At 45.3% G+C, this 12,316-nt stretch carries 12 protein-coding genes; 3 read left to right on the top strand and 9 right to left on the bottom strand.

The window, feature by feature from the left end; genetic code table 11:
- Positions 1–12: 12 nt before the first annotated feature.
- The 3 genes from ACO05P_RS10870 (at position 13) to ACO05P_RS10860 (ending at position 2,253) form a co-directional block, all read left to right on the top strand.
- Positions 13–309, top strand: a complete 297-nt coding sequence (locus ACO05P_RS10870) for a thioredoxin family protein (protein ID WP_421750785.1) — start codon at positions 13–15, stop codon at positions 307–309.
- 111 nt (positions 310–420) lie between these two features.
- The gene (locus tag ACO05P_RS10865; protein ID WP_421750783.1) at positions 421–963 is read left to right on the top strand and encodes a YceI family protein; all 543 of its coding nucleotides are present in this window, start codon (positions 421–423) and stop codon (positions 961–963) included.
- An 18-nt stretch (positions 964–981) separates the two neighbouring features.
- On the top strand, positions 982–2,253 hold the full coding sequence (locus ACO05P_RS10860; protein WP_421750781.1) for a hypothetical protein: 1,272 nt from the start codon (positions 982–984) through the stop codon (positions 2,251–2,253).
- A 51-nt stretch (positions 2,254–2,304) separates the two neighbouring features.
- Here ACO05P_RS10860 and ACO05P_RS10855 read toward each other — a convergent pair whose 3' ends face one another.
- The 9 genes from ACO05P_RS10855 to ACO05P_RS10815 all read right to left on the bottom strand — a co-directional run bounded on the left by ACO05P_RS10855 (position 2,305) and on the right by ACO05P_RS10815 (position 12,162).
- Positions 2,305–2,748 carry an acyl-CoA thioesterase gene (locus ACO05P_RS10855; RefSeq protein WP_421750779.1) on the bottom strand — a complete coding sequence of 148 codons (444 nt, stop codon included), beginning with the start codon at positions 2,746–2,748 and terminating at the stop codon, positions 2,305–2,307.
- 16 nt (positions 2,749–2,764) lie between these two features.
- Complete coding sequence (locus tag ACO05P_RS10850; protein WP_421750777.1) at positions 2,765–3,712, bottom strand: alpha/beta fold hydrolase; 948 nt, start codon at positions 3,710–3,712, stop codon at positions 2,765–2,767.
- Positions 3,713–3,714: 2 nt separating this feature from the next.
- On the bottom strand, positions 3,715–5,286 hold the full coding sequence (locus ACO05P_RS10845) for a hypothetical protein (RefSeq protein ID WP_421750775.1): 1,572 nt from the start codon (positions 5,284–5,286) through the stop codon (positions 3,715–3,717).
- A gap of 54 nt (positions 5,287–5,340) precedes the next feature.
- Positions 5,341–5,859, bottom strand: coding sequence for a hypothetical protein (locus ACO05P_RS10840; RefSeq protein ID WP_421750773.1), 519 nt, complete (start codon positions 5,857–5,859; stop codon positions 5,341–5,343).
- A gap of 131 nt (positions 5,860–5,990) precedes the next feature.
- Complete coding sequence (locus ACO05P_RS10835) at positions 5,991–7,427, bottom strand: hypothetical protein (protein WP_421750771.1); 1,437 nt, start codon at positions 7,425–7,427, stop codon at positions 5,991–5,993.
- A gap of 29 nt (positions 7,428–7,456) precedes the next feature.
- Positions 7,457–8,929, bottom strand: a complete 1,473-nt coding sequence (locus ACO05P_RS10830) for a class I adenylate-forming enzyme family protein (RefSeq protein ID WP_421750769.1) — start codon at positions 8,927–8,929, stop codon at positions 7,457–7,459.
- Complete coding sequence (locus tag ACO05P_RS10825) at positions 8,926–10,431, bottom strand: sodium:solute symporter family transporter (RefSeq protein WP_421750767.1); 1,506 nt, start codon at positions 10,429–10,431, stop codon at positions 8,926–8,928. The genes ACO05P_RS10830 and ACO05P_RS10825 overlap by 4 nt, the downstream gene beginning before the upstream one ends.
- Before the next feature lies 1 nt (position 10,432).
- On the bottom strand, positions 10,433–11,392 hold the full coding sequence (locus ACO05P_RS10820; RefSeq protein ID WP_421750765.1) for a 3-oxoacyl-ACP synthase III family protein: 960 nt from the start codon (positions 11,390–11,392) through the stop codon (positions 10,433–10,435).
- A 35-nt stretch (positions 11,393–11,427) separates the two neighbouring features.
- Positions 11,428–12,162, bottom strand: a complete 735-nt coding sequence (locus ACO05P_RS10815; RefSeq protein ID WP_421750763.1) for a beta-ketoacyl-ACP reductase — start codon at positions 12,160–12,162, stop codon at positions 11,428–11,430.
- Positions 12,163–12,316: the final 154 nt, after the last annotated feature.

The raw sequence follows: 12,316 nt of genomic DNA, 5'->3' as shown, positions 1-12,316 counted from the left end.
AATTTTGCCTTGATGGAAACTTTGGAATTTTGGTATTTCTACCAGGATGATTGTGGAATTTGCCATGCGCTTTGGCCCAAGGTCGAACAACTTTTACAAAGCAAATTCCCACAAATTAAAGTGCAGCGATTAGACGCTCGCCAGCACCGCAAATTAGCGGGCCAACATCGCATGCTGGCTGTTCCCGGCCTTTTGTTTTTTGTAGAAGGTCGCGAGCACTTCAGAGCCAATGGTTTAGTGCATTTAGCGGAATTAGAGGCTAAAATAAGTCCGGTATACGAGGCTTATTTTGGGGATCTCAATAACTGATATTTCTCAGCTTTTTAGCTGATGCAAATCATAGTGTAGCTAAACATGGGGTGGCACCTTTGTGATGTAAATCACAACAAGATGAAACCTCTATTGCTTCTAATTCCGATAATGCTTCTTTCATTCAGTGTCGATAAAGAAGCCATTCGAATTTACAAGACCAATTCAGCCCAATCTACTATGAAGATTTTGGGCACCTCTACGCTCCATGATTGGGAGATGAAAGCGGATGACCTTCAGGGTACCGTGGATGCTGAGATGGCGTCTGAATCTATCAACATCAAAGAACTAAAGCTCACCGTTCCGGTGGAAGCCTTAAAAAGTGGCAAAGGTCCAATGGATGCCAATGCCTACAAAGCCTTGAAAAAGGACAAACACCCTAAAATTTTCTATGAGCTGATTTCTGTTTCTGAACAGAAAAAAGTGACCAGTGGACATTTTAAAATGCAAAGTCGCGGCAAGCTAACCGTTGCCGGGGAAAGTCGCATTCTGAATGTGCCTATCGATGTAAAACAAAAAGATCATGGTCTCGAAATCAGCGGAGTAACCTCTTTTAACATGAGTAGCTTCGAAGTGGAGGCTCCCAGCTTTATGATGGGCGCCGTAACTACCGGAGACAAGATCACAATTCAATTTACAATCAATTACAATTAAACTTAAAAATCCACAATTATGAAATCGCTAACCAAATTAGGTGCAGTTCTGAGCTTTGTGTTGGTATCAGTTTCTGCCTTTGCTCAGTTCGATGATCGCGATATTCAACAATATCGATACCGCGACTTCCGGGGCATCAATCAATTCGAAGCCTTGGGCAACGATATTGCTTATGATGGTTTTAAAGTACGCCTGGGTGGAGCCTTTGCCGTACAAATGCAAGCGCTAAGTCATAGCAACGCGCCAACCTCAGATACCTTAGTAACCATTGGAAATAACTTCAACCTACCTACCGCTAACCTGGATGTTGATGTGGCCTTAGCAGATGGTATGCGTATGCACTTACGTACGTACCTTTCTTCTCGTCACCACCCTGAAAGCTGGGTAAAAGGGGGGTATATCCAAATCTCTAATCTGAACTGGCTATCTCAGGATCTTTTAGAGAATGTAATGGACTTCACTACCATTAAAATTGGTATGATGGAGGTTAACTATGGCGACTATCACTTCCGTCGCACAGATAATGCCCGTGCCATTTACAATCCCTTCGTAGGTAACTTAATTATGGATGCCTTCAATACCGAAGCTGGTGCGGAAATTTACTTTACTCCTGGCGACTTCCTGATTATGGTAGGTGCTACTAATGGTAAGCTCAATCAAAGTGTAGCTACCAATAATAATAACACGCCTGTGTTCTTAGGTAAAGCCGGATGGGATAAACAAATGAACGAAGACCTGCGCTTGCGTTTAACCGGATCTTTCTACACTACTGCTGATGGTAATACCAATTACCTCTACTTTGGTGATCGTGCAGGAAGCCGCTACTACCTGGTAATGGAGCCCGATGGATCTAACCCTACCGATCAATCTCGTAGTGGTCGTTGGAATCCAACCTTCGTAAATCAGGTTACTTCCATCATGATTAACCCCTTCGTGAAATACAAAGGATTGGAACTCTTTGGAGCCTATGAAACTGCCTCTGGTAAATTAAGCGCTGAAACCGAAACTCGTACCTACACTCAGATTTACGGTGAATTGGTTTACCGCTTTGGTGCCGATGAGAAATTCTATGCTGGTGCTCGTTACAATACCGTAACCGGTCCTCAGGCTTTCAGCACTGATGATATCAATATCAGCCGTTTTGCAGTAGCTGCCGGTTGGTATATGACTCCTAATGTGATGATGAAAGCGGAGTATGTAAATCAAACTTACAGCGATTTTGCTGCCACCAGTATTTACAACAACGGAAGCTTTAATGGAGCGGTTCTCGAAGCTACCATTAGTTTCTAATACATAGCATTTTTGGCTATCCTGAAAGGCGGTCTCATTGAGGCCGCCTTTTTATATTTCAGGAAATTGATAGCTTTTTAAAAGCTGCCTCCGAACTTCACCGAAGGGCACAGCCTTAGCACTCATGTTTTCAATTTGTACAATCACAGTATTGGCTCTGGCTACACAATGTTGATCCTGAAACAATGCCTGATGCAGGTGGATGGAACTAGTGCCAATCTTTAAGATTCCAGTGGCTATATGAACCTGTCCCGGCCAATATAATTGCTGTATGAAATCCAATTGTAAGGAGGCGATTACAAAGCTAAAGGGGGATTTATCTTTGATCAAATCCAGGTGCTGTAATAGTTCTACACGACCGGTTTCCAGGAAAGTCGAAAAAAGGGCATTATTGATATGCCCTTGTTGATCTGTGTCTGCATAGCGAAGTTTATCACTACTTAATAAGGGGAACTCTCCCAAAGGGATGTCCCATTCTCGAGCTGTTTTAATCATGGTTTGGCTTTGGGCCTTAAGAGGCTAAAAATTCTAATACAGATTGATTAAAACGCTCGAATGCTTCAAATTGTACAAAGTGCCCTGCTTTTTCCAGCATGATCAATCGGCTATCAGGGATTTTTTCATCTCCGATCTTTGCAATATCATAAGTGCTGCCACCCGTTAAAAAGCGATTGGGGATAAGCATGTCGTTGGTGCCAAAAACAATAAGCGTTTTTTGTTGGATTTGCTCCAGATAGTCATGTACCGGACGGTCTACCATGGCTTTAATACTTTGCGCAACGATATAGGCATAACCCGGGAAATCTTCGGCACTACGCATGGCAATCCGATCTTCCACCATAAACTCGGCATCTTCGGGCATGGCGTAAAAGTTAATGGCGAAATTCTCGCGTATCTGACGTGGTTTGGCTAATAAGGTAAGTGAAGGCGTGGCCACGCTGCGGAACCAATCTTTTTGCCCGGCATGGAAAGGCTCAAAGCCCGCTGGGGCTACCAAAATTAGTTTTTGAATTCGCTCCGGATATTTTAAAGCCGCTACCATACTGATTTGCCCGCCCATGGAATGTCCACCTAAATGAAAGCTCTTCAGCTTCAAGCTATCGGCAAACTCCATTAAGCTTTCGGCATAAAACTCCAGGCTGCCGCTCCAGGGGCCTTTGCTGGATTTGCCGTATCCAGGTAAGTCGATGGCAATCACCCGGTATTTTTTAGCCAGGGCCGGAATATTGTTTTTCCAGGCCGGAGCATAACTGCCTAAGCCGTGAATGAGAATAATGGTTTCGGGGCCTTGACCATGCTCCATATAGGCCATGCGTGGGCCAGAGCTCAATTCCTGAAATTGAACGGGAAAAGGATAGCGCAGTTCCTCAACCATGCTTTTCATGGGACTCAGTTTTTGGTAGGGGCTGCACTGTAAGAGCAGGAGCATGCCGCTTAAAAATAGAATGGCTTTTCTCATGATTAGAACATTAACCATTTATAAGTCAGGAATACAGTCCAGGGATTATCAGGCCGACTGCTGGAATTTGCATTTACCGCTGGGCTATCGTAAAAATCACCTAGCCATAATTTGGCGGCATGCAATTCCAATTGCATGTATACCTGCGGTTGCCAGCTGATACGTCCGTTTAATTCAAGCCCCAATTGATTGCCACCTCCTTGGGGATTTACATTACTGAAGGCCGCGGCCGTTCCTGCTTTAATATTGAGTTTATTGTCGATAATATCGTGGTACACATTAAAGGTGCCGCCCATCAGGCCATAGCCTAAATTGGAAACATCATTAACAGCAGATACAAAGCGGTTTACCACATTGCCATGGGGGAACAAAATATAGGCTCCATGGCTAATCCATACCGAAACAGGGCTGCCCCAGTTATTGCCGGTAAGTACGCCACTGTAGCGATTGTCGCTAATTCCATTTGCATCACCACTGGTGTAAAGAACATCCAGTTCTACCCGACTGCCACTGGTTTTACCATAACGGTAGCCGGTTTTGCTGTTGAAGGTATAGCCTCCAATGCTGCTAATCTGACCGTAGTTTTCGCCCGTGGTTAGGGTGTCAACCGTTCCAAAATTGTAATTCAAAAAGCCAGTGGCCATCCAACGATCTTCAATATAATCGGGATTATGGGTATAGAAGGAACCCAGCCAGAAAACATCGGCCTGATAAGGATTTTGCCCTAAGGGGAAGCGGTAAGAGCCATTGTAATTGCTCAGGGTGCTATTCAAACCTTGCCCTAGAATACTGGGGCCACCTTGACCCGAAGCTCGGTCGCGTACATAGTTTAGTGAGGCACCCAGGCTCCAGCTGCGGCTGATATCGCGATCGTAAAGTGCTTCGAACATGTTTACATCGTCATCGGCCTGAATGAGGTTTTCGTAGAATTGCCAGGCCCCAAATTTTAAGCGCTCATAATCGCCATTGTAGCGAACGCTTATGCCAGTGGCATCTGTGCCCCAAAACATCAGGCGGTAACCGGTATTTGTTAATTTGTCAAAGAGCGTGCGATAAGGATTATTAGGATTATCGTACATCCTTTGCAAACCAATATTAATGCTCCAATTTTTATAGGGGATCAATTCCAATTCTACATTTTGGGTTTGCAGGTTTACCTGATCCCCCGCTACGGCGCCACCAAAGTTTCCGCCCGAACCATAGGAAGCATCGCCCCAAGTGAAGTCGATTTCGAAGGAAGCACGTAAAATGGCGCGGCCATTAAATAATTTGGGTTGGTAAATGAAAAAGGGCAATAGCCTTTGTTCCACGTAATAGGTGGTAGCAGTATCGGTACTGCGGGTCGTGTTTTGACCATAGAGCCGACCAAATACCTGGCCGCGTAAAAAATCATTGGTAGGGTAATAGTTAGCGCTTACCGCCTGACTAAACCAATAAGCCAGAAATTGAAACTCACGCTCGCTTTCTTCCGGAACTTCCTGATCAAATACTCGAATGCCATTGGTCTCCTGAGCTTGCAAAGAGGCTTGCGTAAATAAGCTCAGCAAGAGACCCCAAAGTAAGGGATGCTTCATATGCTCTTAAAAATAAGAAAGGCGAGCTTTTGCCCGCCTTTAAACTCCTAATGATTACTGTATGCGAACGTAATTCTGGATATTCAAAGTTCCCAGAGGGGTGCCTCCAGAGGCAGAGGAGCCGAAGCCGGCAGCCGGGGTAGGAGGAGTGGCACCAATGTCAGGATCGGTTTGTACGATCTCGTATTGCATAGTGTTTCCTTCTACTTTAAAAATACCTTCGCTGGTTAATACTGCTGGTGCAGTTTGATTTACCTCAATAGTCCAAATGTCCGTTACATTACTCTCAGTTTGAATGTAAGTTCCGCTTAAAGTTAATTTAGCGCCATTGGTATCGTACTGTTCTACGGTGTAGGTGAGGTCTGTGGCAAATTCAATGTAAATGGAGTCGGTTCCAAATAAAGCCGATAAAAGAGGGGCTACATTGTCGCCAGCAGAATACCATTCACCTTGGATGCCTACGGGGTTATTCGTGGTTGGATTGTTGTCTTGTGGGTCCTCGTCCTCAGAGCAGGAGCTTAAGCTCACTGCAAAGGCAAGAGAAAGAATGGACCATAAACGGATTGCTTTCATGCTGATGCGCTAGTTTATTTGATTTGCATCTAATTTACAGGCTCTGGAAGATTCCTTGTCCTTGGCTTAAGATAAGGATAACCTTGACTAAAAGCTTTCTTTTGAATTAATATTGTTTAAATGACAGTAAATCAGTTTTTAATGATGGCTTCATTAAGGGTGGACTTAATGTTGTCAATCACTTTTGGGGCAATCGGTTGTAGTTCTTTAAGGAGCTCTTTTAAGCGTCTTTCCTTGCGTTGATCCACCATTAACTCGCTTAATACCGTTATCATTTGGCTTTGCGTTTCTTCAGCGCTTAGGCCTTCTTCTACGTATCGACTCATAGAAATATACCAGCTAAGGGTAGGTAAATATGAAGCTCGCTTGCGATTTTCGAGGTCCTTTTTTTCTATTTGATATCTGCGGCTGAGGTAGAGCAATCGACTGTATTTCTCCTCAATCATTAAGGCACGGAAATGGGCTATGAAGAAAAGGTGCCAGCGGCTACTGAGGATTTCTCGATTATAAGCGCTTAAATAGTTTTCAGCAAAGTTGATTGCATCCTTGCTGCGGCCCACGTCCGTCATACACTTGATGTAAAAGGCAATAAAGCCCAGCTTAATATGTGGGTTGGGGTTCTGACGCAATTCTGGGAAAGACTCGCGCAGTAATTGCAAAGCGGCCTCTGTTTTACCTTGGCGTAACAGAACCGCACTTAAATTGGTGAGGTAAAATAGATAGTCACTATTCTTAAACTTTAAGGACAGGTAGCCATATTGCTCGGCTTGATCCAAAGTTTGGTAGCGGGATAAGAAAAGCACCTTATTGGCGTAAAAATTACTGAGGATACGACGGGAGTAAAACTGCCCTTTGGCTAAAGCCTGATCCATAAAATCATAGAGCTTTTCCAGTTCTTGCTGATTCCCTCGATTAAGGTAAATGAAGAGTAGGCGTACAAAGGCAGCATAGCGATTCATGCCGTCCAGATTTTCATCGTATACCCATTCTTTCAGGGATAATTCCCAATTTTCAAGATCTTGATCACGATGGCGATACTGACCAATAATATCGCTGGTAGCTTCCTGCATTTTTTGGAAAATGCTGCGTGAGCGTCGGTAGGCTTTTTGATGACTGCGCAAATAGGCGCTTACCGGTTTATCTGTTTTCTCGCGTAAGCGAATGAGTAGGAAATCCTCATAATGTTGGATAAGGTCGTAGATCTTTCGAAAGTGATAATGCCGGGGGTCGCTATGGCGAATCAATTGCTGGATTTCCTTTTCGGTGTCAGCATCTACTTCATCTAACATAACCTTTAATTCCAGGCTATTGATGCGTTTGAGTTGCAAGTCAACATTGGCTTGATCCAGGCGTTCTTGCATCCACTTTTTGAGGTTGCTGTACTTGCGTTTATCAATATCGAGCGGAAAGTCTTTGGGCTTTTGCCGATGCTGCAGATTGTAGAGCATGGTTTCCATAATCCGCTGGTTTTCCTCAATTTGAAAGTTCTGAGATTTTTCGAGGAAATACAGTTCATGCGGATAAAGGGCATGGGAGAAGCGGTAAAAATGCTCCAAGGGTTTTCTCATGCATCTAAGGTAGCAAGATTTACCTTCGCTTAGTCCTTCTGGAAGCGACTATGCAAGGCATGTCGGTCTATTTTTCCGGCGGTGTTTTTGGGGAGTTCATCCAGGAATACGAAATGCTTCGGGATTTTAAAACGAGCCATGCCTTTTTCGCAATAGGCACGCAAATCCGCTTCATTCAATTCTGCATTGCTGCTGATAAAGGCACAGCCTACCTCACCCCATTTGGCATTAGGTACTCCCACAACAGCGGTTTCCAAAATATGGGGGTGCAGACTTAGAAAATGTTCGATTTCTGAAGGGTAAATGTTCTCTCCCCCGGAGATGTACATATTCTTCAGGCGGTCTACCAAATAGAGGTAACCTTCCTCATCCCGAATTAAAACATCACCGGTTTTAAACCAATCGCCTTCGCGGCTGGAAGCGGTAGCATCGGGATTATTCCAATAGCCCGGACTAACGCAGGGGCTTTTTAACCAAAGCTCTCCTTTCTCGCCCGTGCTGGCTTCTGTGCCTGCATCAGTAATGAGCTTCCAGTCGTAATAGAAATTAACGAATCCAATACTGCCTCGCTTGCGAATGGCGTCTTCCGCATTTAAGGAAGTTACATTGGGCCCTACTTCGGTGAGTCCATAACCCTGACGAATAGGAACCCCCTTAGCGGCCCATTTTTCAATTAAGGGAATGGCCAGGGCTTCGCCGCCCACGATAAAGTAGCGCAAGGTCGATAAATCAGCGGACTCAAAATTGGAAGCCTCACTAAGCATACGTACCATGGTAGGCACTGCCATAAATAGGCTAATGGATTCTTCTGCCAAAGCAGTTAAGCATTCTTCCGGCTCGAATTTGGGCATGAGAATAAGGCTGGCGCCAAAGTGCAGTAAAGGAGTGCTGAGCACATTCCAACCCCCGGTGTGGAAAGGAGGCATAATTTGCAAACAGCGATCCTTGGCATTTACTTCCAGGCGCAAGGCGGTATTGAGGCTGTTCCAAATGGCCATCTCATGGGTATAGAGTGCTCCTTTAGGAAAACCGGTAGTGCCGCTGGTGTAGAGGATAAAAAGAGGGTCCTGGCCTTCGGGCTTGGGACAAGACAATACATTCACTTCTACCTTGCTGGCTTCCTCCGCAAAACTTTCCAAACTTTCGATAGGAACCGGACAATTAGGATCCGGGGTGAATTGGGATTCCATCAGCAAAAGCTTGCAACCTGAATCCTGAGTCATATATTGAAGTTCGCGGGCGCTAAGGCGATAGTTGAGCGGAACCAGGATAATGCCCGTTTTTTGGGCTACCCCCAGAAGGATGAAGTATTCCAAACGAAATTCGCTCAATACTCCCAGGCGATCCCCTTTCTGAAAGCCGCGGTTCAGCAGGTATTGCGACCACAGACTAGCTTGTTGATTGAGCTCGCGGTAGCTAAGGGCGCGCTTAGTATTCCATTCTTGGATGGCAATTTTTTCGGGGCTGTAAAGGGCCCATTTTTGAAACCAATCGAGGCTCATATCGCCGATCTTTTTTGGGTAAAATGTAAAATTAAGCCACTAAGGCTGGCAATAATAATAGCATAGCTGGCGGCTACCGCCGGATTGCGCACTTCCTCCTGCATATAGGGTCCAAGGCGCAGGTAATAAGTTCCGAAGTGAGTGATTATAGCAAGGATGGCAGCAATAGTGGCTGGTGCCTTCCCAAAATTGCGGATAAACAATCCAAAGGCAATAGGAACAAAGGCCGCAGCAAAGAAGGCATAAACTCCATTTTGAGCCAGCAAGGCCACACTTAAATTGGGATTCACGATTTGTTGCCAGGACCATATCGCACTCACTACCGCCAGGAAAATGATGATGATGCGATTGAGTCTTAACTTTTGACTTTCACTGAGCGCCTTTCGGTTCTCTGGGAAGAAATAGCTCTGCACAATCTCACGGTTAATGGTAGTGGAAAGGGCCTGGATTAAGCCTTCCAAAGTGGAGAGTCCGGCCGAAATTAAACCCAGAATAACAATTAATCCCAACCACACCGGGAATTCCTGGACCACATAAACGGAAACCATTTGGTCGGGGGAAAGGATGTTTCCGTTTACATTCAGATCCGGGAATTCGAGGCGGGCGTAAAGTCCGGTTAATACCACCATAAAGAAGATGATCTCTACCACCACGGCGGTAATTAGGTATTTGGATAAAGCGCGGTCGTCTTTAAGCAATAAGGACTTCGTAATAATATGGGGTTGAAAAATGATGGCAATACCAATTAAGATTTGGCAAAGAATGATTTCAAAATAATCCCGAAATAAGGGGCTTTCCGGATAAGGGACCTGCGCCAATTTAGGGTCAATGTTCTCTAACTTCTTTAAAAAGCCCGAAACCCCTTCGCTAAAGTGTTCATGCCCGGAACCCAATAAAAGGAAAGCAACTACTAGCATTAATAGGGCCTGGATGGTATTGGTGTAAACCATGGAATTGGCGCCGCCAAACATCATGTAGCCAAAAACCACCGCAATAAGGATAAGCATAGCGGTTTGAGCTTCGATGTTTAAGCTGCTGCTGATTACCTGACTTAAGCCCACTACAATCAATACGATGAAGGTGAGCATTAATAAAGAAAGAAAGGCAAAGAGCTTACCCAGAAAAGGGCTTTGGTATTGATTTTCCAGCCAATGAGATAAGCTCAGTGACTGTTGCTTTACGCCCATCTGCCGAAAGGCTTTGCTTACTAAAACAAGGGTGCCTAGTGCGGCGATAGGTAGCACAATGGCATAGGCTATAAATGCGCTAACACCATAATAGCCAATAATGCCCGGGTTAATGATAAAGGTAGCAGCGGAGGTCATGGAGGCGGCTAAAGCCAAGCCCACCGACCAGGGTGAGAAGCCTTTGCTGCCCAAGGCATAATCGCTGAGGCTCTTTGTTTTTCGGGCCCCACGAATAGCCAGAATGATGCTAAGCAGGGCCAGGGCCCCTAAGGCCAAGCCTGCATAAACACTCATATTTGCTCCCCCGCTTTCCATATTAGTAGCGCATTAAAGCACCGGCAAAGGCTAAGCCGCCACCGGATCCAATCAGGAGGATGGGGTCGCCACGCTTAATTAGGTTTTGCTCCACTGCCATATTTAGAGCCATTGGAATGGCTGCTGATCCGGTGTAACCGTATTTATGCATAATGGTAATCGCCCGATCATGCGGTAATTCCAGAATATCGAGCATACCCCGAATGGAATTGATATTGATCTGGGTCATAAAAAACATGCGTACCTCCGATACGGAAATGCCAGCTCTTTTGCATAATTCCTGGGCAATGCTACTCCACATTTGAGGGTTTAGCTCGCTTGGGAAGCGCTTCACAAATTTCAAGTATTGATCATTGTTGGCTACGATCTCCGCACTAATAGGCTCTTTGGTGGCGCCGCTGTAAATACCCATCCAATCGTAATACTGACCCTGGGTGGTTTGTAAAGTGGCAAGCATATCGGAATCACCTGGTTCCTCGGCGCTGAGGATTACCGCTCCTGCGCCATCGGCAAAAAGGGTAACGGTTTTCTTATCCTGCAAATTGAGGTATTTACTCATGCCATAGCAGCCTATTACCAGGGCATTGCGGTATTGCTCATCCGACTTTAGGTATTTGCTGGCCGTATCCAGGGCACTTACAAATCCCGCGCAGGCGGTGTTTACGTCAAAGGTGGCGCAGTTCTCCAAACCTAAACGGTGCTGAATAACACTGGCGGTTGAAGGCGAAATAAATTCGGGTGTATCGGTGGCGATAATCAGAAGCTGAACCTCAATATTACTTAAACCAGCGCGATCCATCGCTTGCTGGGCAGCCGCTAAACAGAGGGAGGCTACTCCTTGATCGGCATCCAGCCATCGTCTTTCGTAGATCTCCACATTTTCGCGCAGCCAGCTATCTACATCTTCACCTAAAATTTCATTGAAATAGGAATTGGGTACCACGCGCTCAGGTACAGCCATTCCCGTTGATTTTATCTGAACTGCTCTCATAAATACTAAAGGGTTACGCCACCATCAACACTAATGCAGGTGCCGGTAATAAAGGCCGCATCATCTGAAGCCAGGAAGGCGTAGGTTTTCGCGATATCTTCGGGTTGACCCAATCTTTTTAATGGGGCCTTGTCTTTCATCATGTCCAATACTTTCTCGGGCATGGTTTTAACCATATCGGTAGCGATAAAGCCTGGGGCCACAGCATTGGCGGTAACGCCATATTTGCCTAGTTCTTTAGCAAAGGTTTTGGTCATGCCGATGACTCCCGCTTTGGTAGCTACATAGTTGCTTTGTCCGAAGTTACCGTAAAGTCCTACCACCGAGGAAGTGCTAATAATACGACCTGATTCCTGGGCTTTAAAATGCGGGGCAAATGCACGGGTGCAATTAAAAACCCCGGTAAGGTTTACCTGGAGAACGGCCTGCCATTGCTCATCGGTCATTTTTAAAAGGGTGGCATCGCGGGTAATGCCGGCATTATTGATGAGGATATCTACTTTGCCAAAATCTTGGATTACTTTTTCGGCGGCTTCGTTTACGGAAGCACTTTCGGCGGTGTTTACGGAATAAAAACGCAGTTGACTTTCTCCTTCACTTTTAAGGAGGTCCTGAACTTGATCAGAGTTAAGGTCCCAGATGGCCACTTTAGCGCCTTGCTTTAAAAATTCCTTTACGGCAGCTAAGCCAATACCACTGCCTCCTCCGGTGATTACGGCTACTTTATCTTGTAAACGCATTTTAATTTTTCTACTAAGTAAGGGAGAAGGCGGGCGGTGACTAATTAATTGCTCCGGTTTAAGGGGGTTGACTTTAATAGTGCTAGATCGACATTGATATTTAAAGTAATTGAAATTGAGCTTTTTAGTTTGGAATTGCTTCAATCGGACTTTG

This window comes from Croceimicrobium sp., from assembly GCF_965228705.1.
Classification (GTDB): Bacteria; Bacteroidota; Bacteroidia; order Flavobacteriales; family Schleiferiaceae; genus Croceimicrobium.
This window is presented reverse-complemented; position numbering and strand designations above follow the sequence as displayed.

Bases quoted from the DNA above. Each gene is read 5' to 3' on its own strand.
- ACO05P_RS10870 (WP_421750785.1), top strand. From the start codon at position 13: ATGGAAACTTTGGAATTTTGGTATTTCTACCAGGATGATTGTGGAATT.
- ACO05P_RS10865 (WP_421750783.1), top strand. From the start codon at position 421: ATGCTTCTTTCATTCAGTGTCGATAAAGAAGCCATTCGAATTTACAAG.
- ACO05P_RS10860 (WP_421750781.1), top strand. From the start codon at position 982: ATGAAATCGCTAACCAAATTAGGTGCAGTTCTGAGCTTTGTGTTGGTA.
- ACO05P_RS10855 (WP_421750779.1), bottom strand. From the start codon at position 2,748: ATGATTAAAACAGCTCGAGAATGGGACATCCCTTTGGGAGAGTTCCCC.
- ACO05P_RS10850 (WP_421750777.1), bottom strand. From the start codon at position 3,712: ATGAGAAAAGCCATTCTATTTTTAAGCGGCATGCTCCTGCTCTTACAG.
- ACO05P_RS10845 (WP_421750775.1), bottom strand. From the start codon at position 5,286: ATGAAGCATCCCTTACTTTGGGGTCTCTTGCTGAGCTTATTTACGCAA.
- ACO05P_RS10840 (WP_421750773.1), bottom strand. From the start codon at position 5,859: ATGAAAGCAATCCGTTTATGGTCCATTCTTTCTCTTGCCTTTGCAGTG.
- ACO05P_RS10835 (WP_421750771.1), bottom strand. From the start codon at position 7,427: ATGAGAAAACCCTTGGAGCATTTTTACCGCTTCTCCCATGCCCTTTAT.
- ACO05P_RS10830 (WP_421750769.1), bottom strand. From the start codon at position 8,929: ATGAGCCTCGATTGGTTTCAAAAATGGGCCCTTTACAGCCCCGAAAAA.
- ACO05P_RS10825 (WP_421750767.1), bottom strand. From the start codon at position 10,431: ATGGAAAGCGGGGGAGCAAATATGAGTGTTTATGCAGGCTTGGCCTTA.
- ACO05P_RS10820 (WP_421750765.1), bottom strand. From the start codon at position 11,392: ATGGCTGTACCTGAGCGCGTGGTACCCAATTCCTATTTCAATGAAATT.
- ACO05P_RS10815 (WP_421750763.1), bottom strand. From the start codon at position 12,162: ATGCGTTTACAAGATAAAGTAGCCGTAATCACCGGAGGAGGCAGTGGT.